Raw genomic sequence first — 18,298 nt, forward strand, 5'->3', positions numbered from 1 at the left:
ATCCTGCGATTATCCCTTGATGCCGCCAAAACAGCCATCACCCAAAGACCTGATCAGCATGGCAGATGCCCTAGAGCCTGCCCTGCGGGCTGCGGGCGACATCATTTTGCAGCTCTATGCCAAGCCCGAGCACTCGGTGTCCACCAAATCGGATCTATCCCCGGTGACCGATGCAGACCTGGCCAGTCATGACCTGCTCTTATCAATCCTGGCCCAAGTCACGCCCGATTGGCCAGTCATTTCTGAAGAAGACCAGACGTTCACCCCCGCAGAGACAGGGCCGTATTGGCTTTTAGACCCTCTGGATGGCACCAAGGAATTCATCGCCCGCACCGGCGAATTCAGCATTAATTTGGGCTTGGTCGTAAACCATCAGGCGGTCTTTGGTCTGCTGTATGGCCCCGTGGATCAACTGCTCTTTCGGGGTGGCCAGGGGGTGCCCGCGCAGATGCGTGACGCCAATGGCCCTTGGCAGCCCATTTCCTGCCGGCCCCGGCCAACCGATGGTGGCGTGTTGATTACAAGCCGCCGCTCGACCACGACCCCGCAAGGCGAATCGTTTGGGAGCCGAGAGTATCTGGGTTCAGCACTGAAATTTGCCCGTATCGCTCAGGGCCTGGCCGATACGTATTTTCGGCGCGGGCCCACCATGGAGTGGGACACATGTGCGGGCCAGGCGATTTTGGAATCTGCTGGCGGCAGCGTGGTGGCCTTGGATGCCCATCATGCCCCGAGTGGCGCACCACTGCGCTACGGAAAACCGGGCTATCTCAACCCCGGATTTGTTGCCCGGGGTGGTGAAAGTCGGTAACGGCCTCTCGCCTTTGGGCCTGCAGATAATCTTCCGATTGCATTTCAACCAGGCGGCTCACCGTGCGGTGAAATTCATTGGCCAACACGCCAGCGGTATAGAGCTCTTCCGGCGGTGCAGCAGCCGAGATCACCAGTTTGACCTTGTGGTCATACAGCACATCGACTAGCCAAGTGAAACGTCTGGCTTCAGAGAACATGCCCGCAGACATCTTGGGCACTTGGGACAAAAACACACAATCGAATTGATTGGCCAATTCCAGATAATCGTTTTGCGAGCGTGGGCCACCACAGAGTGTTTGAAAATCAAACCAGATGGCACGGCCGGATCGCTTGAGTGCCGCAATCTCACGCGCCTCGATCTGAAGCACAGGGTTTTGCAGGCTGCCATCGCCTGACTCACGCGACATGGCGTCAAACGACTGGGCAATCTCGCGATCGGTCTCTGGCCCAAGCGGTGTTAAATACGCCCGCACATGGCCACGGGCAAACTGCCGGTAATCCTGGCCGCCATCAACTTCCACAATATCCAAGTGTTGTTTGATCAACTCGATCGCGGGCAACACTCGGTCGCGATGCAATCCATCCGGGTAGAGCCCATCGGGGTGATAGTTCGATGTCATGATGAAGCCCACGCGGCTATCAAAGAGCGCATTCAGTAGCCGCTCCAGAATCATGGCGTCCGCAATGTCCGACACATGAAACTCATCAAAACAGATCAGCCGATACCGCCGGGCCACCCGCTGGGCCACTTCGTCTAGTGGGTTTTCAGTGCCGCGCAGATCATGCAGTTCACGGTGGGTGGCCCGCATGAATTCATGAAAATGCAGCCGCACCTTTCGCTCAAGTGGCACATGCTTAAAAAAGCAGTCCATCAGCAGGCTCTTGCCACGGCCCACACCACCCCACAGGTACACCCCCCGTGGCAGTGGCGGTTTGGAAATCATCTTTTTGAGCGTACCACCGCGCCTGGCCTTGTAGTCGGCCCACTCCTGAGCACAGGCCTCTAGCCTGGCCGCAGCGGCTAACTGAATCGGGTCTGCACGATGCCCCTGCTCTGCAAGCTGGGCTTCGAAAGCTTTGACAACAGAGACCCTTGGCGGCAAAGACATTACAAAGAGGTGTCAGACACCAAGCACGGTGTCAGACACCATGCCTGCGGTGTCTGACACCGTGCCTGAATGCGTTGCGAATGCATCGCGCCGAAGTTACATGTTAAGGGCGCGTTTATAAATCGCCAGCGATGCCTCACGCACGGCCTCGGACAACGAGGGGTGTGGGTGGCAGATGCGGCCAATGTCTTCCGCAGATGCCTTGAACTCCATGGCCACGGCGGCCTCGGCGATCATGTCAGAAGCCGCAACGCCAATGATGTGAACGCCCAGAATCTGCTCGGTCTCGGCATCGGCCAAGACTTTTACAAAGCCCTCGGGGGCATCCATGCCAAGCGCACGGCCATTGGCGGCAAAGGGAAACTGCCCACTCTTATAGGCGCGGCCCTCGGCCTTTAACTGCTGCTCGGTGCGGCCCACCCAGGCGATCTCGGGCGATGTGTAAATAACCCAGGGAATGCAGTCGTAATCGATATGCGGCTTTTGGCCTGCAATCAATTCCGCCACCATCACGCCTTCGTCTTCACCCTTGTGCGCCAGCATGGGGCCACGGACCACGTCGCCCACGGCATAAATACCAGGCACGCTGGTGGCGCAGTGGTCATCCACCGGAATAAAGCCACGCTCATCCACACCAAGCCCCACTTGATCCAGCTGCAGGTTATCGGTGTTGGGCGTGCGGCCAATCGACACAATGAGCCGATCTACATCTAATGTTTTGGCCTTGCCGTCACTGTCTTCATAGGCAATTTTCACGCCCTTGGCCGATGTTTTGATCTCGCCAATCTTCACACCAAGATTGATCTTTAAGCCCTGCTCGGTAAAGAGTTTGAAGGCTTCTTTGGAAACGGCATCATCACAGGCGCCCAAAAAGGTGGGCAGTGCTTCTAACACGGTGACATCTGACCCCAGGCGGCGCCATACCGAACCAAGTTCTAAGCCGATCACACCCGCGCCAATCACGCCGAGTTTTCCCGGCACCGACTCAAAAGCCAATGCGCCTTCGTTGTCGCACACCACTTTGTTGTCGACCTTGACACCAGGCAGGTGACGGGCCTTGGAGCCTGTGGCAATGATCACGTTTTTGGCAACAACGGTGTCAGACTCTTCGCCATCTACCGCAACTAAAAACCCAGTCTCGTTGCGGCCAGCAAACTTGCCGTGGCCCTTCAACCAAGTGATCTTGTTTTTACGAAACAAGAACTCAATGCCCTTGCTCATCTTGCTCACAATGGTTTCTTTGCGCTTGAGCATCTTGGCAATGTCCATCGTGGCACCCTTGACCGTAATGCCATGGGTGCTTAAATGCGACGAGACTTTTTCGTATTCTTCGCTGGAAGCCAACAAGGCCTTGGACGGAATACAACCCACGTTTAAGCAGGTGCCGCCAAGCGCCATCTCGCCATTGGGATTGCGCCATTTTTCAACGCAGGCTGTCTTTAGCCCCAGCTGTGCTGCACGAACCGCAGCGATATAGCCCGCAGGGCCAGAACCAATTACCACCACATCATAGAGTTGAGCCATATTCGTTAACCTGTTTAATTAGACTTCAAGGAGCAGACGGGCAGGATCTTCCAATGCCTCTTTCATGGTGACCAAACCCAGCACAGCCTCGCGGCCGTCGATGATGCGGTGGTCATACGACATGGCCAGATAATTCATTGGGCGCACCACCACCTGGCCGTTTTCCACCACGGCACGGTCTTTGGTGGCGTGAACGCCAAGAATGGCCGACTGCGGTGGGTTGATGATTGGCGTCGACAGCATGGAGCCAAACACACCGCCGTTCGAGATCGAGAAGGTACCGCCGGTTAACTCTTCGATCGAGATTTTCCCATCACGCGCTTTGGCGCCGTATTCGGCAATCTTCTTTTCAATATCGGCAAAGGTCATCTGGTCGGCGTTGCGCAAAATAGGCACCACCAGGCCGCGGGGTGAGCCCACAGCAATACCGATATCAAAGTAGCCGTGATACACAATGTCATTGCCATCGACCGAAGCGTTCAGCACCGGATATTTTTTCAGAGCGGCAACCGCGGCCTTCACGAAGAACGACATAAAGCCAAGCTTCACGCCATGTTCTTTTTCGAAGCGCTCGCCGTATTGCTTGCGCAGGGCCATCAGTGGCGCCATGTTGACTTCGTTAAACGTGGTCAAAATGGCATTGGTCGCCTGCGACTGCAGCAGGCGCTCGGCCACACGGGCACGCAGGCGGCTCATGGGCACGCGTTGCTCAGGCCGGCCTTCTAACTGCGCCTCGGGGCCAAACTTCACGGCAGGCTGCGGCAGACCCGCAGACACTGCCACCGAAGGCAAGGCCGCACCCAGAGGCGCAGCCTGAGCTGCTGCTGGCCCGGCTTTCTGTGCCGCAATGACATCAGCCTTGGTGATGCGGCCATCTTTGCCGGTGCCCTGGGCGGGCATCACACCGGTTTCAGCAATCATCTTGGCAGCCGATGGCATGGCAATCGCCGCGCCCGCACGTGCCACCACCGCAGGTGTGGTGGGCAGCGGTGCAGCCGCAGCAGGCATCACCGCGGGCTCATGTTTGGTGGGTGGCGCAGCTGCTGCAGCACCAGCGCCAGCCTTGGCTTCGGAATCGATCTTGGCGATGACTTCGCCTGAGACCACCGTGCCGCCATCGCCTTTGACGATTTCGGTCAGCACACCGGCCGATGGGGCTGGCACTTCCAGCACCACCTTGTCAGTTTCAATTTCAATCAGGATCTCATCAACTGCTACTGCATCACCCGGCTTCTTTTTCCATTGCAACAAGGTGGCCTCGGCCACAGATTCAGAGAGCTGGGGAACTTTTACGTCGTGAATAGCCATTTTCGTCTCGTAATTTTCTAAAGTGTTGGGTCGCGTTTAACGTTGGATTAGCGCTGTCTTATTTGGTGTGCACAAAGCCTTTGACTTTGCCGAAGGCGGCATCGACCAGGTCTTTGAGCTGGGCCAAGTGTTTCTCCAGGTAGCCAACGGCGGGCGATGCTGACGCTGGACGGCCTGCGTAAGCAAGCTTTTGCCCAGGCAGCATGTTTTCCAAAATGTTGTGCTGGATCTGGAACCAGTAGCCCTGGTTTTGCGGCTCGTCTTGCACCCAAATCACTTCGGTCGCATTGGCAAATTTCTTCATCTCTGCGGCAAAAGCCTTGTGGGGGAACGGATAGAGCTGCTCCACACGAATAATCGCGACATCGGTCGCCTTGCGCTCACGCCGGGCGTTAACCAACTCGTAGTAGACCTTGCCGGAACACGCCAACACACGGGTGACCTTCTTGGCCTCAATCGCTTTATCAACTTCGCCAATCACCGTCTGGAAGCTTCCCTTGGTCAGTTGCTCCAGCGGCGAGCCGGCATCTTTGTTACGCAGCAGCGACTTGGGCGAGAGCACCACCAAAGGCTTGCGGAAAGAGCGGATCATCTGACGGCGCAGCACATGGAAGATCTGTGCGGCGGTGGTGGGTTGCACCACTTGCATGTTCATGTCCGCACACAGCTGCAAGAAACGCTCAGGGCGCGCCGATGAGTGCTCTGGGCCCTGACCCTCGTAGCCATGGGGCAGCAACATCACCAGACCAGACTGGCGGCCCCACTTCACTTCACCCGATGAAATGAATTGGTCAATCACCACCTGGGCGCCGTTCACAAAGTCACCGAACTGGCCTTCCCAGATCACCAAGGAATTGGGCTCGGCAGTGGAGTAGCCGTATTCAAAGCCAAGCACGGCCTCTTCCGAGAGCACAGAGTCAATCACCACAAAGGGTGCCTGGGCAGGTGCCACGTTTTGCAGCGGAATATAGGTGCCCGAATCCCACTTCTCACGGTTTTGGTCATGCAACACGGCATGGCGGTGGGTAAAGGTGCCACGGCCAGCATCCTGGCCGGTAATGCGAACCGCATAACCACTGGCCACCAATGAGGCATAGGCCAAGTGCTCGCCCATACCCCAGTCCAGATTCATCTCACCGCGGCCCATGGCGCGGCGATCAGCAATAACTTTTTCAACCAGTGGGTGGACCTTGAAGTTCGGGGGCACCGTGGTGATCCGCTCAGCAAGGCGCTTGAGTTCCGTGGCGGGAACCGATGTGTCGGCATCGTCAGTCCACTTCTTGCCCAGAAATGGGGACCAGTCCACCGCGAACTTGCTCTTGTAGTTGGACAGCACCGGCGACGATTTATTGGTGCCCTGCTCCATCTCGGCGCGGAAACTCTTCACGTATTCATCGCCCTCGCCAATCCGAATCACACCAATGGTTTCAAGCCGGTCAGCGTAGAGCTTGCGTGTGCCGGGGTGTTGGGCAATCACTTTGTACATCAAGGGCTGAGTCAGTGACGGCGTGTCTTGCTCGTTGTGGCCCAGTTTGCGGAAGCAGACAATATCCACCACCACGTCTTTACCAAATTCCATGCGGTAATCGACAGCGATTTGTGTCGCCAGAACCACGGCCTCGGGGTCATCACCATTGACGTGAAGCACTGGGGCTTCAATCATCTTCACCACATCCGAGCAGTAGCTAGTGGAACGCGTGTCGCGTGGGTCGGATGTTGTAAAGCCAATCTGGTTATTGATCACGATGTGCACCGTGCCGCCCGTGCCGTAGCCACGGGTCATGGCCAGATTGAGCGTTTCCATCACGACGCCCTGGCCTGCAAAGGCAGCATCGCCATGAACCAAGATGGGCAGCACCTGTTCACCTTTCGTATCACCGCGACGGTCTTGCCGCGCACGGACCGACCCTTCCACCACGGGGTTCACAATTTCCAAGTGGGACGGGTTAAATGCCAAAGACAGGTGGACTGGGCCGCCAGGTGTGCTGACATCGCTTGAAAAGCCCTGGTGGTATTTCACATCCCCTGCGGGCAGATCGTCAGCGTGGTGGCCTTCGAATTCTGAGAATAATTCCTTGGGTACTTTACCCAGGGTGTTGACCAACACGTTGAGTCGGCCACGGTGGGCCATACCAATCACGATTTCTTGCACACCGCGCTCACCACTGCGCTGGATGATTTCATCCATCGACACGATGAAGGATTCACCGCCCTCGAGCGAGAAGCGCTTTTGGCCCACGTATTTGGTGTGCAGATAACGCTCAAGGCCTTCGGCGGCCGTGAGTTTGGAAAGAATGCGTTTTTTCTTTTCGGGTGAAAACTGTGGGGTCGAGCGAATCGACTCAAGACGCTGTTGGAACCAGCGCTTTTCAGCGGGGTCCGAAATGTACATGTACTCCGCACCAATCGTGCCGCAGTAAGTGTCGCGCAGACCCTTGATGATCTCGCGCAGTGTCATCTGCTCTTGGCCGAAATACAGGTTGTCGGCGCGGAAGCTGGTGTCTAAATCGGCCTCGGTCAGGTCATAAAAGCCTGGCTCAAGTTCAGGAATGGATGGCCGCTCTTGGCGCTTGAGTGGGTCCAGGTCTGCCCACTGGGCACCCAGGAAGCGGTAGGCCGCAATAATCGACTGAACATGGACTTGCTTGCGCGCAATCGACAGATCACGCTCGGCAACCCTGGGCAAAAAGGCATTAGCCTTGGCACGCTGGGCAAAGGATTCCACGATTGGCGCATGGGCGACGTCTTTGCTGGTGTCGGAGCCATCGGTTGCCGGAAGAATCTGGAGTTGATCAAAGTAGGCACGCCAGTTGTCAGGGACGCTGCCGGGGTTGTCGAGATAGGACTCGTAGAGTTCCTCGACATAAGGCGCGTTGGCGCCAAATAGATACGAGTTGAGCTGATAGCTCTTCATCATGATGCTTCACCCTTCTAGGCCTTTGGCCTGAATCGATGCAGGTTTAACCTTCCGCGACACGGCCTCACCGATTAGCGGATTGCTACTTACCAGAACCACTGGTAAGCCTTCGCAGGTTACCACTGCCTCCCAAAAAGACGCAAATTTTTATTATTTGCCGGACTGCGTCACCCCGACGTTACTGCTAATTTCCAAAAACCACCAAACAAAAAGGGGCCATTAGGCCCCTTTCTTACTTCAATTACCGCTGATTCAGCGGTTTCACTGCTCTTGTCTGCGGACCCACAAACAACTGACGTGGGCGGCCAATCTTGTATTCCGTGTCGGTAATCATTTCCTTCCACTGGCTGATCCAGCCGATGCTTCGGGCCAGTGCAAACACACAGGTAAAGGCATCGGTTGGAATGCCCAAGGCGCGCTGCACAATGCCGGAATAGAAGTCCACGTTCGGGTAGAGCTTGCGGCTAACGAAGTAATCGTCTTCCAGAGCGATCCGCTCTAATTCCATGGCAAGTTTGAAAATGGGGTCGTTTTGCAGGCCCAACTCATCCAAGACTTCTTTACAGGTCTCTTGCATGAGTTTGGCGCGCGGGTCGAAGTTCTTATAAACACGGTGACCAAAGCCCATCAAGCGCACACCAGAGTTTTTATCTTTCACTTTTTCCATGAACTCGCCCACTTTGGCGACACCGCCGTTGGCGTTGAGTTCTTCCAGCATGGTCAGACAGGCCTCATTGGCACCGCCGTGGGCTGGGCCCCACAAGCAGGCAATGCCCGATGCAATGGCGGCAAAGGGGCTAGTGCCCGACGAGCCGCACAGCCGCACCGTAGAGGTTGAAGCGTTTTGCTCGTGATCGGCGTGCAGAATAAAGATGCGGTCCATGGCGCGGACCAGCACGTCGTTGAGTTTGTATGGGGCGCAAGGCGTGGCAAACATCATGCGCATGAAGTTGCCGGTGTACGACAAATCGTTTTGCGGGTAGATGATGGGTTCGCCAATGCTGTACTTATAAGACAGCGATACCAGTGTCGGCATCTTGGCGATCAAGCGGATGGCGGAGATGTCTTGCTGCTCGGCCGAATTGATGTCCATGCTCTCGGGGTAGAAGGCCGACATGGCGCCAATCAAGCCCGTCAAAATGCCCATCGGGTGGGCGTCACGCCGGAAACCACGCAAGAAGAACTGCATCTGCTCGTGGACCATGGTGTGGGACATGACCAGCTCAACGAATTCCGCTTTCTCTTGCGCGTTGGGCAGCTCACCAAAGTAAAGCAAGTAACAGACTTCTAAAAAGTCGCAATGCACGGCCAGCTGTTCGATGGGGTAACCGCGATAGAGCAGCTCACCTTTGTCGCCGTCGATATACGTTATGGTCGATGCGCAGGATGCGGTCGACAGAAAGCCCGGGTCGTAGGTGAACTTGCCGGTGGCGCCGTAGAGTTTGCGAATATCAATGACATCGGGGCCAACACTACCCTTCAGAATGGGCAGATCGAGCGATGGCGTGCCGTCACTAAATGAAATGGTTGCTTTGTTCTGCGTCGACATGAGGGTTCCTTTCCGGAATAAATAGTGTTCTAGTTGGCCCGAATCTTTTCGAGCACGGCATGCACTTGCGGCAGATCCAGATCGCCCTGTGGTGACTGCCTGCCTACTAACAAATCAAGAAGGTCGTTGTCGGTAAGATCGAGTAGCCTGCCAAGGCCATTGTGATCGTCGACCGTGAGCTGGCCTTCCCACTTCTCAAAAAAACGTTGCAGCAGTAAATCGTTTTCCAAAAGACCCCGCCGCGCACGCCAGCGCAGCCGGCGAATAAGATCCTCGGGCGCCAGCGCACCGGAGTGGGCCAACGCAAAAGGATCTGGGGTCATGACAGACATGCGCGATCGATCGGCTATTAAACGGTTCGCCGCACCATAAGCTCTTTGATCTTGCCAATCGCCTTTGTGGGGTTTAAGCCTTTGGGGCAGACATCCACGCAGTTCATGATGGTGTGGCAGCGGAACAGGCGATACGGGTCTTCCAAGTTATCGAGCCGCTCACTGGTAGCCTGGTCGCGGCTATCGGCAATAAAGCGATAGGCCTGCAACAAGCCTGCGGGACCAACGAATTTGTCTGGGTTCCACCAAAACGACGGACAGCTGGTCGAGCAGCAGGCACACAGGATGCACTCATAGAGACCATCTAGCTCTTCGCGCTCTTCTGGCGACTGCAGGCGCTCTTTTTCAGGCGGCGGCGTGTCGTTGATCAAGAATGGTTTGATCGAGTGGTACTGCTTAAAGAAGTGCGTCATGTCCACGATCAGGTCGCGCACCACAGGTAGACCTGGCAAAGGCCGCAGCACAATGGGTTCCTTGAGATCACGCAGGTTGGTGATACAGGCCAGACCATTTTTGCCGTTGATGTTCATGGCGTCCGATCCGCAAACCCCCTCGCGGCAAGACCGACGATACGAGAGCGAATCGTCGAAATCGCTCTTGATGCGCATCAGCGCATCGAGCAGCATCTTGTCGGTGTCTTGCAGCTCGACCGTTAGGTCTTGCATGTAGGGCTTGGCGTCCTTGTCCGGATCGTAGCGATAGATCGAGAAACGTACGGTGCGGGCCATGATCAGAATGTCCTCTTTTTCGGTGCAAACGATTCAACGGTAAGCGGCTTGAGATTCACCGGCTTGTAATCCAGTCGGTTTTTATCGGAATACCACAGGGTGTGTTTCATCCAGTTAGCGTCATCGCGCTCGGTGAAGTCACGGTGGGCGTGGGCCCCACGGCTTTCTTTGCGGGCCTCGGCCGAGACAATCGTGGCTTTCGCGGTCTCAATCAGGTTGTCGAGCTCTAACGCTTCAACGCGTGCGGTGTTAAACACCTGCGACTTGTCTTTCACATGAACATTCTTGGCACGAACATCGAGTTCCATGATCTTCTGAACGCCCTCTTTCAACAGGTCGGAAGTGCGGAACACGCCACAGTAATGCTGCATGGTGTTACGAATGTCTTGCGCCACGTCTTGCACACGCTCGCCGGATGACGAGCCATTGATCTTCGCCAGGCGCGACAGCGACACATCTGCGGCGTTTTGCGGCAGCTCTTGGTGCGACTGGGCCTTGAAGTTTTGCGCCACGATATGGTTGCCCGCAGCACGGCCAAAGACCAGCAGGTCGAGCAGTGAGTTGGTGCCCAGGCGGTTTGCACCGTGGACCGATACGCAGGCGCATTCGCCAATGGCGTACAGGCCATTCACGATCGCATTGGGGTTGCCGTTTTTGGGCACCACCACCTGACCATGCACATTGGTGGGAATACCCCCCATCTGGTAATGGATGGTGGGCACCACAGGGATCGGCTCCTTGATCGGGTCCACGTTGGCAAACTTGATCGCGATCTCGCGGATCGAGGGCAGTTTTTTAAGAATCTTGTCTGCACCCAGGTGATCCAGCTTAAGCAACACATGGTCTTTATTCGGGCCACAGCCGCGGCCTTCTTTGATTTCCTGGTCCATCGAGCGGGACACAAAGTCACGCGGTGCCAGATCTTTCAGCGTGGGGGCGTAACGCTCCATAAAGCGCTCGCCGTTAGAGTTCAGCAAAATGCCGCCTTCGCCCCGCACGCCTTCAGTAATCAGCACGCCAGCACCCGCCACACCGGTGGGGTGGAACTGCCAGAACTCCATGTCTTCCAGCGGAATGCCCGCACGTGCGGCCATGCCCATGCCGTCACCGGTATTGATAAAGGCATTGGTCGATGCTGCCCAGATACGGCCAGCACCACCGGTGGCAAAGACCGTGACCTTGGATTCCAGAATCATGACTTCGCCGGTTTCCATTTCCAGCGCAACCACACCCACGCAATCACCTTCGGCGTTGCGAATGATGTCAAGTGCCATCCACTCCACAAAGAACTGGGTACGGGCACGCACGTTACGCTGATACAGCGTGTGCAAGAGCGCATGGCCAGTACGGTCTGCCGCGGCACAGGCGCGCTGAACAGGCTTTTCACCCAAATTGGCCGTGTGACCACCGAAAGGCCGCTGATAAATCGTGCCATCGGGGTTACGGTCAAACGGCATGCCAAAGTGTTCTAACTCGTAGACCACTTTCGGTGCCTCGCGGCACATGAATTCAATCGCGTCTTGGTCACCCAAGTAGTCTGACCCCTTTACGGTGTCAAACATATGCCAGTACCAGTTGTCATCGCTCATATTGCCCAGCGATGCACCAATCCCCCCTTGGGCTGCAACGGTGTGCGAGCGGGTCGGGAAGACTTTTGAAAGAACCGCCACATTGAGCCCTGCTTCTGCCAGTTGCAGAGAGCAACGCATTCCGGAACCACCCGCTCCGACAATCACCGCATCAAATTTGCGGCGTGGGAGACTGTTCGTTTGATTGGACAGCACTTCGGCCACGTTTACACCCTCCAGAGAATTTCAATTGCCCAGACACCACAGCCCACCAACCACAAGATGGTGAAGATCTGCAGGGCTAAACGCACACCAACGGGTTTGACGTAGTCCATCCAAATGTCACGAATGCCAACCCAGGCGTGATAAATAAAGGCAAGCAACGTGACCAGGGTAAAGACCTTCATCCAGGTGGCTGCAAAGAGGCCAGCCCAGCCGCCATAGCCGGGCTCAGAAGTGGCCAATGCCGAGATCACCAAAACAATCGCGTAGACACCGATGACAACCGCAGTCACCCGCTGTGCCAGCCAATCACGCAGGCCATAGTGGGCACCAACGACAAGCCGTTTGGGGCCAATGTTATTCGTTGCACTCATGATTAAAAGACTCCAAAAATTTTCAACCAGGCCACAATCGAGATCAGCACTGCGCCGATCATCACGCCCGAACTCCACCGAGCGCTTTGCTCTTTGGTCAGCCCAATGTGCAGATCACTCACCAGGTGGCGAATCCCGGCCAACAGGTGGTGAATAAAGGCCCAGGCCAGCCCGCACAACACAATCTTCACCAGCGGTGAGGCGGTGATTTCCATGAGTTGGGCGTAGCTAAGTTCGGATGTCAGGCTGAGATCGAAAATCCAGATGATGAGTGGCAGCAGCAAAAACATGGCGGCGCCGCTGACTCGGTGCAGGATCGACATGATGCCTGCCGCTGGAAGACGGTACTGACGTAAGTCAGAGATGTTGATGTTACGAAACTGCGGACGAGACTTTTTTGTGAGCTCGTTCATTCTTCCCCCTGAAGGTTTTTTTTGCTTTGCGCAATTATAAGATCCCTTTTTGACATGGACTAGGGTCAACCCTAAACTCTCGAAGTTTTCCCAATTACAACTACATCGATATCCCAATCAGGAAGGAGCTCTCGTGAAATCCCCCATGCGTGTTGCAGTGACCGGCGCGGCCGGCCAAATCGGTTATAGCCTTTTGTTTCGTATCGCCAACGGCGATCTGCTTGGCAAAGACCAGCCCGTAATCCTGCAGCTGCTTGAAATTCCCGACGAAAAAGCTCAGAAAGCGCTCAAGGGCGTGATGATGGAAATCGACGACTGCGCCTTTCCCCTGTTGGCCGGCATGTCCGCCCACAGCGACCCCATGACCGCATTCAAAGACATTGATGTGGCCCTGCTGGTGGGTGCACGGCCCCGTGGCCCCGGCATGGAGCGCAAAGATCTGCTGTCGGCCAATGCCCAGATCTTCACCGCCCAGGGCAAAGCGCTTAACGCCGTGGCCAAGCGCACGGTCAAGGTATTGGTTGTGGGCAACCCCGCCAACACCAACGCTTATATCGCCATGAAGTCGGCGCCTGACCTGCCCAAAAAGAATTTCACCGCCATGCTGCGCCTGGACCACAACCGTGCACTGTCCCAGATTGCCGCCAAGACCGGCAAGGCCGTGGGCGACATTGAGAAATTGGTGGTCTGGGGCAATCACAGCCCCACCATGTACCCCGACTATCGTTTCGCAACGATTGGTGGCCAGAGCGTGAAAGCCATGATCAATGACGATGTCTGGAACAAAGACGTCTTCCTGCCCACCGTGGGCAAGCGTGGCGCGGCCATTATTGATGCGCGCGGCCTATCCTCGGCAGCATCGGCTGCCAATGCCGCGATCGACCACATCCGTGACTGGGTGCTGGGCACCAATGGCAAATGGGTGACCATGGGTATTCCGTCTGATGGCTCTTATGACATTCCCGAAGACATCATCTATGGCTTCCCCGTCACTTGCGCCAATGGCGAATATCAGATGGTCAAGGGCCTGGAAATCGATGGATTCTCCCGTGAGCGCATGACCCACACGCTCAACGAGCTGCTCGAGGAACGCGACGGCGTAAAACACCTGCTCGGCTAAGTTTTTCCGAGCCATGGCGAAGTTGCTCCACCCCGATAGCGTTCTCCACGAGAACGCGGGGGGAGCCTTTCACACCGGAAGCGCCCCGGCCTGCGAACACTACGCAGGCGACGAAAAAAAACTGAGAAAGGCCCTGGCCCTGCAGGACGAACTGCAGGGGGCCTTTGATGTGACTGCCGATCTGGAAGACGGCGCTGCCTCGGGCCAAGAAGCCCAAATGGCCATGCTTTTGGCGGGCATTCTGGCCGAACCCCGCCCAACCACCTACCGCGTGGGCTGCCGGGTTCACCCGGCCGACCATGTGGCCTTTGAGCATGATGTCCGCACCCTGCTCTCGCTTAAGCCCGCTGGGCTTGCCTACCTGACTATCCCCAAGGTGACTGGCCCCGAGCAGCTGGATTCGGCCGCCGAATTCATACGGGGCGAGGCCCTTTTGGAGGGCTGGCCAAGGCCGCCGGACCTTCAAGTATTACTTGAAGACGAGGCCGGCATTCACCATGCACACGCCATTGCGGGCCACTCGATGGTCCGTTTTATTGCCTTTGGCCAGATGGATTTCACCAGCAGTCACCATGGCGCCATTCCCGCCTCGGCCATGAAAAGCCCAGGCCAGTTTGACCACCCCTTGATGCGCCGGGCCAAGCTAGAAATCTCGGCAGCCTGCCACGCCTTTGGCAAGGTGCCCACCCATAACCCAACCACCGACTATGGCTCGGCCACCCAGGCCTTTGAGGATGCCAGTCGGGCGAAAAACGAGTTCGGTTTTTTACGGATGTGGAGCATTCACCCCAACCAGGTTCGGCAGATTCTGTCGGCCTTTGCGCCAAGCCAGGCCGAAATTGACGATGCGACCCGAATTTTGTTGGCGGCCCAGGCGGCCGATTGGGGGCCGATTGCCGATCAAGGATTACTACACGACCGGGCCAGTTACCGGTATTTTTGGACTTTATTGAAACGAGCCCGTGCGGCTGGCGGGGCCATTCCCGCAGCAGCCATGCAGGCTTTTTTCTAAAATGAGCAACTCGCGACATCACTACTAATAAAACCTAGGGAGCCCACAGCAATGCCGCACAACCTTCACAACACCCTGCAAGAGTTCAAAACCGCCTCTGGCAAAACAGGCAAGTTCTATAGCCTGCCCGCCCTGGAAAAGGCCGGCGTTGCAAATGTCTCGAAACTTCCTGTTTCGATTCGGATTGTTTTAGAAGCCGTGCTGCGCAACTGCGACGGCAAAAAAGTTACCGAAGAGCACGTGAAGCAGTTGGCCAACTGGGGCCCCACCGCACAGCGCGTGGATGAAATTCCATTTGTGGTGGCACGCGTTGTCTTGCAAGACTTTACTGGTGTGCCGCTCTTGGCCGACTTAGCGGCCATGCGTAACGTGGCCGATGCCATGGGCAAGAACCCCAAAGTAATTGAGCCGCTCGTGCCTGTTGATCTGGTGGTGGACCACTCGGTCATGATCGATCACTTCGGCTCAAAAGACGCGCTTGATCTGAACATGAAACTGGAATTCCAGCGCAACGAAGAGCGCTATCAGTTTATGAAGTGGGGCATGCAGGCCTTTGACACATTCAAAGTCGTGCCCCCGGGAATCGGTATCGTTCACCAGGTCAACCTAGAGTACTTGGCACGCGGCGTGCACAACAAAGACGGCGTTTACTACCCCGACACACTCGTTGGTACCGACAGCCACACCACCATGATTAACGGCATTGGTGTGGTGGGCTGGGGCGTGGGCGGTATTGAGGCCGAAGCCGGCATGCTGGGCCAGCCCGTGTATTTCTTAACACCCGATGTGGTGGGTGTGAACTTAACGGGCAAGTTGCCCGAGGGCTGCACGGCAACGGATTTGGTGTTGACCATCACCGAGATGCTGCGCAAAGAAAAAGTGGTGGGCAAGTTTGTTGAGTTTTATGGTGAAGGCACCGCATCTCTTTCGCTGCCTGACCGTGCCACGATTGCCAACATGGCCCCCGAATACGGCGCCACCATGGGCTTTTTCCCGGTGGATGATGTCACCGTTGACTTCATGCGCGCGACCGGCCGCACCAACGACGAAGTGGAAGCGTTTGAGGCCTATTTCAAAGCACAGAATCTTTTCGGCATTCCCAAAGCAGGCGACATTCAGTACACCAAGTCAGTGTCGTTAGATCTCGGCACCATTAAGCCTTCCTTGGCTGGCCCCAAGCGCCCGCAAGACCGCATTGAGCTGACCAGCATGAAGAAGTCGTTTACCGAACTCTTCAGTAAGCCCGTTGCTGAAAACGGCTTCGCTCAGCCCGCCGCTTCGCTGAATAAGCGTGTCAAGGCCGGTGATGCAGAAATTGGTAACGGCGATGTGCTGATTGCCGCGATCACGTCTTGCACCAACACATCGAACCCAGGCGTCTTGCTTGCTGCTGGTTTGTTGGCCAAGAAAGCCGTTGAAAAAGGCTTAACCGTTGCGCCACATATCAAGACATCGCTAGCCCCCGGTAGCCGCGTGGTGACCGAGTATCTGACCAAGGCAGGCCTGCTGCCCTATTTGGAGAAACTCGGCTTTGCTGTTGCCGCGTATGGCTGCACCACCTGTATTGGTAACGCCGGTGATCTGCGCCCAGAGTTCAATGATGCGATTGTGAAAGAAGACTTGGTCTGCGCCGCCGTGCTGTCGGGCAACCGTAACTTCGAAGCCCGTATTCACCCGAACCTGCGCGCAAACTTCTTGGCCTCCCCACCGCTGGTGGTGGCTTACGCCATTGCGGGTTCAGTGTTGAAAGACCTGGGCACCGAACCGGTTGGCCAGGGCAAAGACGGCCCCGTGTTCTTGAAAGACATCTGGCCCACCAGCCAAGAGATCGCAGCGGTGATGGGCTATGCACGTGACCCACAGACTTTCCGCACGCTTTATGGTGATCTGACCAAAGATCACCACCTGTGGAACAACATCAAGGGCACACAAGGTCAGGTCTATGACTGGCCCAAGTCGACTTATATTGCACGCCCGCCCTTCTTTGATGGCTTCTCCATGACACCCAAGGCCACGGGCTCGATTAGTGGTGCACGCCCATTGGCAATCCTTGGTGATTCGGTCACGACTGACCACATCTCGCCTGCTGGTTCCATTAAAGAGGCCTCCCCTGGTGGCAAGTACCTGATGGACAACAAAGTCAGCAAGGCCGACTTCAATAGCTACGGCTCACGCCGTGGTAACCATGAAGTCATGATGCGCGGCACCTTTGCCAACGTGCGGATCAAGAACCTGATGATTCCGCCAAAAGCCGATGGCAGCCGTGAAGAAGGTGGTGTCACCGTGTATCAGCCCAGCGGCGAAAAGATGTTCATCTATGACGCTGCCATGGCTTATCAGAAAGCCAATGTGCCCACCATCGTGATTGGTGGCGAAGAGTACGGCACGGGTTCATCCCGTGACTGGGCTGCCAAGGGCACGCAGCTGTTGGGCGTGAAAGTCGTGGTGGCCCGCAGCTACGAGCGGATCCACCGCTCCAACTTGGTCGGCATGGGTGTGCTGCCCCTGCAGTTCAAGGGAACTGACAGCGCCCAGAGCCTAAAGCTGGATGGCTCTGAGACCTTTGATGTGGCGATTCCTGACAATCTGCATCCCCAGCAGGACTTAACGCTGGTGATCACCCGCAAAGACGGCAGCAAGCAAAACGTGACGGTGCTGTGCCGAATCGATACCCCAATCGAAGTCGACTATTACCGCCACGGTGGCATCCTGCCCTATGTGTTGCGGGAACTCATGGCGGCTTGAGGCGACTAACCGGCATGACTTGGACCACCACCTGGAAACGACTGCACCGCTTTTTTGCGGTGCTGGTCGTCCTGGCGCTGCCGCTGCAGGGCCAGGCGGTGGCGTCTATGTCGTGCCACACCATGCCGGCGGGGCTTGCAGCTACCCAGGCCATGTCGGCAGCAGACATGGGTCATTCGCATCAGCAAACCGTGGTTCATCAGCATGACCATGTGGCGGGCCATCATCAGGTCAGCACGCCAGCATCAAATCCGCTCACACACGACTCGCATGTGACTACTTCGGCCCACTCACAGATCGTGGCCTTTGCCGCACCAACGGATCTCCCCAGCTCCCCAAGCGACATGATGAACGCTGAAAGCTGCGCACTTTGCGCGGCTGGATGCTCGGTTGCCGCACCCCTGCCCACCGTTTACAAATCCGTTTCCCCTTCCCCATCTGATCGCCAACAGCCGGCATTACTGATCACATCGGCCTACACCGGTGTGGTGCTTGACGGCCTGCTTCGCCCGCCCCGATAACCAACCCTGAAGTTTGAGTTCGTTCACCGTCTTATGCGGTGAA

Annotated in this window: 15 protein-coding genes; 5 read left to right on the plus strand and 10 right to left on the minus strand. The window is 56.5% G+C overall.

What is annotated here, in order from left to right; genetic code table 11:
- Positions 1 to 58: 58 nt before the first annotated feature.
- Positions 59 to 811 (plus strand): 3'(2'),5'-bisphosphate nucleotidase CysQ, encoded by a 753-nt coding sequence (locus AOB54_05500; protein ID WVN40973.1) that lies wholly within the window; start codon positions 59 to 61, stop codon positions 809 to 811.
- On the opposite strand, the gene zapE is transcribed toward AOB54_05500, so the two are convergent.
- The 10 genes from zapE to sdhC form a co-directional block, all read right to left on the minus strand.
- The gene (gene zapE / locus AOB54_05505) at positions 771 to 1,922 is read right to left on the minus strand and encodes a cell division protein ZapE (GenBank protein ID WVN40974.1); all 1,152 of its coding nucleotides are present in this window, start codon (positions 1,920 to 1,922) and stop codon (positions 771 to 773) included. The genes AOB54_05500 and zapE overlap by 41 nt on opposite strands.
- A 96-nt stretch (positions 1,923 to 2,018) precedes the next feature.
- Positions 2,019 to 3,446 carry a dihydrolipoyl dehydrogenase gene (lpdA, locus tag AOB54_05510; protein ID WVN40975.1) on the minus strand — a complete coding sequence of 476 codons (1,428 nt, stop codon included), beginning with the start codon at positions 3,444 to 3,446 and terminating at the stop codon, positions 2,019 to 2,021.
- 18 nt (positions 3,447 to 3,464) lie between these two features.
- Positions 3,465 to 4,754, minus strand: a complete 1,290-nt coding sequence (odhB, locus tag AOB54_05515; GenBank protein ID WVN40976.1) for a 2-oxoglutarate dehydrogenase complex dihydrolipoyllysine-residue succinyltransferase — start codon at positions 4,752 to 4,754, stop codon at positions 3,465 to 3,467.
- 58 nt (positions 4,755 to 4,812) lie between these two features.
- On the minus strand, positions 4,813 to 7,671 hold the full coding sequence (locus AOB54_05520) for a 2-oxoglutarate dehydrogenase E1 component (protein WVN40977.1): 2,859 nt from the start codon (positions 7,669 to 7,671) through the stop codon (positions 4,813 to 4,815).
- A 241-nt stretch (positions 7,672 to 7,912) separates the two neighbouring features.
- Positions 7,913 to 9,220, minus strand: a complete 1,308-nt coding sequence (gltA, locus tag AOB54_05525; GenBank protein WVN40978.1) for a citrate synthase — start codon at positions 9,218 to 9,220, stop codon at positions 7,913 to 7,915.
- 29 nt (positions 9,221 to 9,249) lie between these two features.
- Entirely contained in the window at positions 9,250 to 9,552 is a 303-nt protein-coding gene (locus AOB54_05530; protein ID WVN40979.1) for a succinate dehydrogenase assembly factor 2, read from the minus strand.
- 17 nt (positions 9,553 to 9,569) lie between these two features.
- Positions 9,570 to 10,286 carry a succinate dehydrogenase iron-sulfur subunit gene (locus AOB54_05535; GenBank protein WVN42772.1) on the minus strand — a complete coding sequence of 239 codons (717 nt, stop codon included), beginning with the start codon at positions 10,284 to 10,286 and terminating at the stop codon, positions 9,570 to 9,572.
- A complete protein-coding gene (gene sdhA, locus AOB54_05540) occupies positions 10,283 to 12,061 on the minus strand; it encodes a succinate dehydrogenase flavoprotein subunit (GenBank protein ID WVN42773.1) in 1,779 nt (592 codons plus the stop codon). The genes AOB54_05535 and sdhA overlap by 4 nt, the downstream gene beginning before the upstream one ends.
- Before the next feature lie 14 nt (positions 12,062 to 12,075).
- On the minus strand, positions 12,076 to 12,444 hold the full coding sequence (sdhD, locus tag AOB54_05545) for a succinate dehydrogenase, hydrophobic membrane anchor protein (protein WVN40980.1): 369 nt from the start codon (positions 12,442 to 12,444) through the stop codon (positions 12,076 to 12,078).
- A gap of 2 nt (positions 12,445 to 12,446) precedes the next feature.
- Complete coding sequence (gene sdhC / locus AOB54_05550; GenBank protein WVN40981.1) at positions 12,447 to 12,857, minus strand: succinate dehydrogenase, cytochrome b556 subunit; 411 nt, start codon at positions 12,855 to 12,857, stop codon at positions 12,447 to 12,449.
- Between the two features lie 145 nt (positions 12,858 to 13,002).
- Here sdhC and AOB54_05555 point away from each other — a divergent pair, with 145 nt between their 5' ends.
- From AOB54_05555 to AOB54_05570, 4 genes are read left to right on the plus strand one after another with little or no spacing between them, the layout of a single operon-like run.
- On the plus strand, positions 13,003 to 13,977 hold the full coding sequence (locus AOB54_05555) for a malate dehydrogenase (GenBank protein WVN42774.1): 975 nt from the start codon (positions 13,003 to 13,005) through the stop codon (positions 13,975 to 13,977).
- A 13-nt stretch (positions 13,978 to 13,990) separates the two neighbouring features.
- Complete coding sequence (locus AOB54_05560; protein ID WVN40982.1) at positions 13,991 to 14,989, plus strand: aldolase/citrate lyase family protein; 999 nt, start codon at positions 13,991 to 13,993, stop codon at positions 14,987 to 14,989.
- 51 nt (positions 14,990 to 15,040) lie between these two features.
- Positions 15,041 to 17,734, plus strand: coding sequence for an aconitate hydratase AcnA (gene acnA, locus AOB54_05565; protein ID WVN40983.1), 2,694 nt, complete (start codon positions 15,041 to 15,043; stop codon positions 17,732 to 17,734).
- A gap of 14 nt (positions 17,735 to 17,748) precedes the next feature.
- Positions 17,749 to 18,255: a hypothetical protein gene (locus tag AOB54_05570; protein ID WVN40984.1), complete on the plus strand. Its 507-nt coding sequence runs from the start codon at positions 17,749 to 17,751 to the stop codon at positions 18,253 to 18,255.
- Positions 18,256 to 18,298: the final 43 nt, after the last annotated feature.

Origin of the sequence: beta proteobacterium MWH-UniP1, from assembly GCA_036362785.1 — a bacterium.
Taxonomy (GTDB): Bacteria; Pseudomonadota; Gammaproteobacteria; order Burkholderiales; family Burkholderiaceae_A; genus Lacustribacter.

Bases quoted from the DNA above. Each gene is read 5' to 3' on its own strand.
- sdhD (WVN40980.1), bottom strand. From the start codon at position 12,444: ATGAGTGCAACGAATAACATTGGCCCCAAACGGCTTGTCGTTGGTGCC.
- AOB54_05570 (WVN40984.1), top strand. From the start codon at position 17,749: ATGACTTGGACCACCACCTGGAAACGACTGCACCGCTTTTTTGCGGTG.
- AOB54_05530 (WVN40979.1), bottom strand. From the start codon at position 9,552: ATGTCTGTCATGACCCCAGATCCTTTTGCGTTGGCCCACTCCGGTGCG.
- acnA (WVN40983.1), top strand. From the start codon at position 15,041: ATGCCGCACAACCTTCACAACACCCTGCAAGAGTTCAAAACCGCCTCT.
- gltA (WVN40978.1), bottom strand. From the start codon at position 9,220: ATGTCGACGCAGAACAAAGCAACCATTTCATTTAGTGACGGCACGCCA.
- AOB54_05520 (WVN40977.1), bottom strand. From the start codon at position 7,671: ATGATGAAGAGCTATCAGCTCAACTCGTATCTATTTGGCGCCAACGCG.
- zapE (WVN40974.1), bottom strand. From the start codon at position 1,922: ATGTCTTTGCCGCCAAGGGTCTCTGTTGTCAAAGCTTTCGAAGCCCAG.
- odhB (WVN40976.1), bottom strand. From the start codon at position 4,754: ATGGCTATTCACGACGTAAAAGTTCCCCAGCTCTCTGAATCTGTGGCC.
- AOB54_05500 (WVN40973.1), top strand. From the start codon at position 59: ATGGCAGATGCCCTAGAGCCTGCCCTGCGGGCTGCGGGCGACATCATT.
- lpdA (WVN40975.1), bottom strand. From the start codon at position 3,446: ATGGCTCAACTCTATGATGTGGTGGTAATTGGTTCTGGCCCTGCGGGC.
- sdhC (WVN40981.1), bottom strand. From the start codon at position 12,857: ATGAACGAGCTCACAAAAAAGTCTCGTCCGCAGTTTCGTAACATCAAC.
- AOB54_05555 (WVN42774.1), top strand. From the start codon at position 13,003: ATGCGTGTTGCAGTGACCGGCGCGGCCGGCCAAATCGGTTATAGCCTT.
- AOB54_05560 (WVN40982.1), top strand. From the start codon at position 13,991: ATGGCGAAGTTGCTCCACCCCGATAGCGTTCTCCACGAGAACGCGGGG.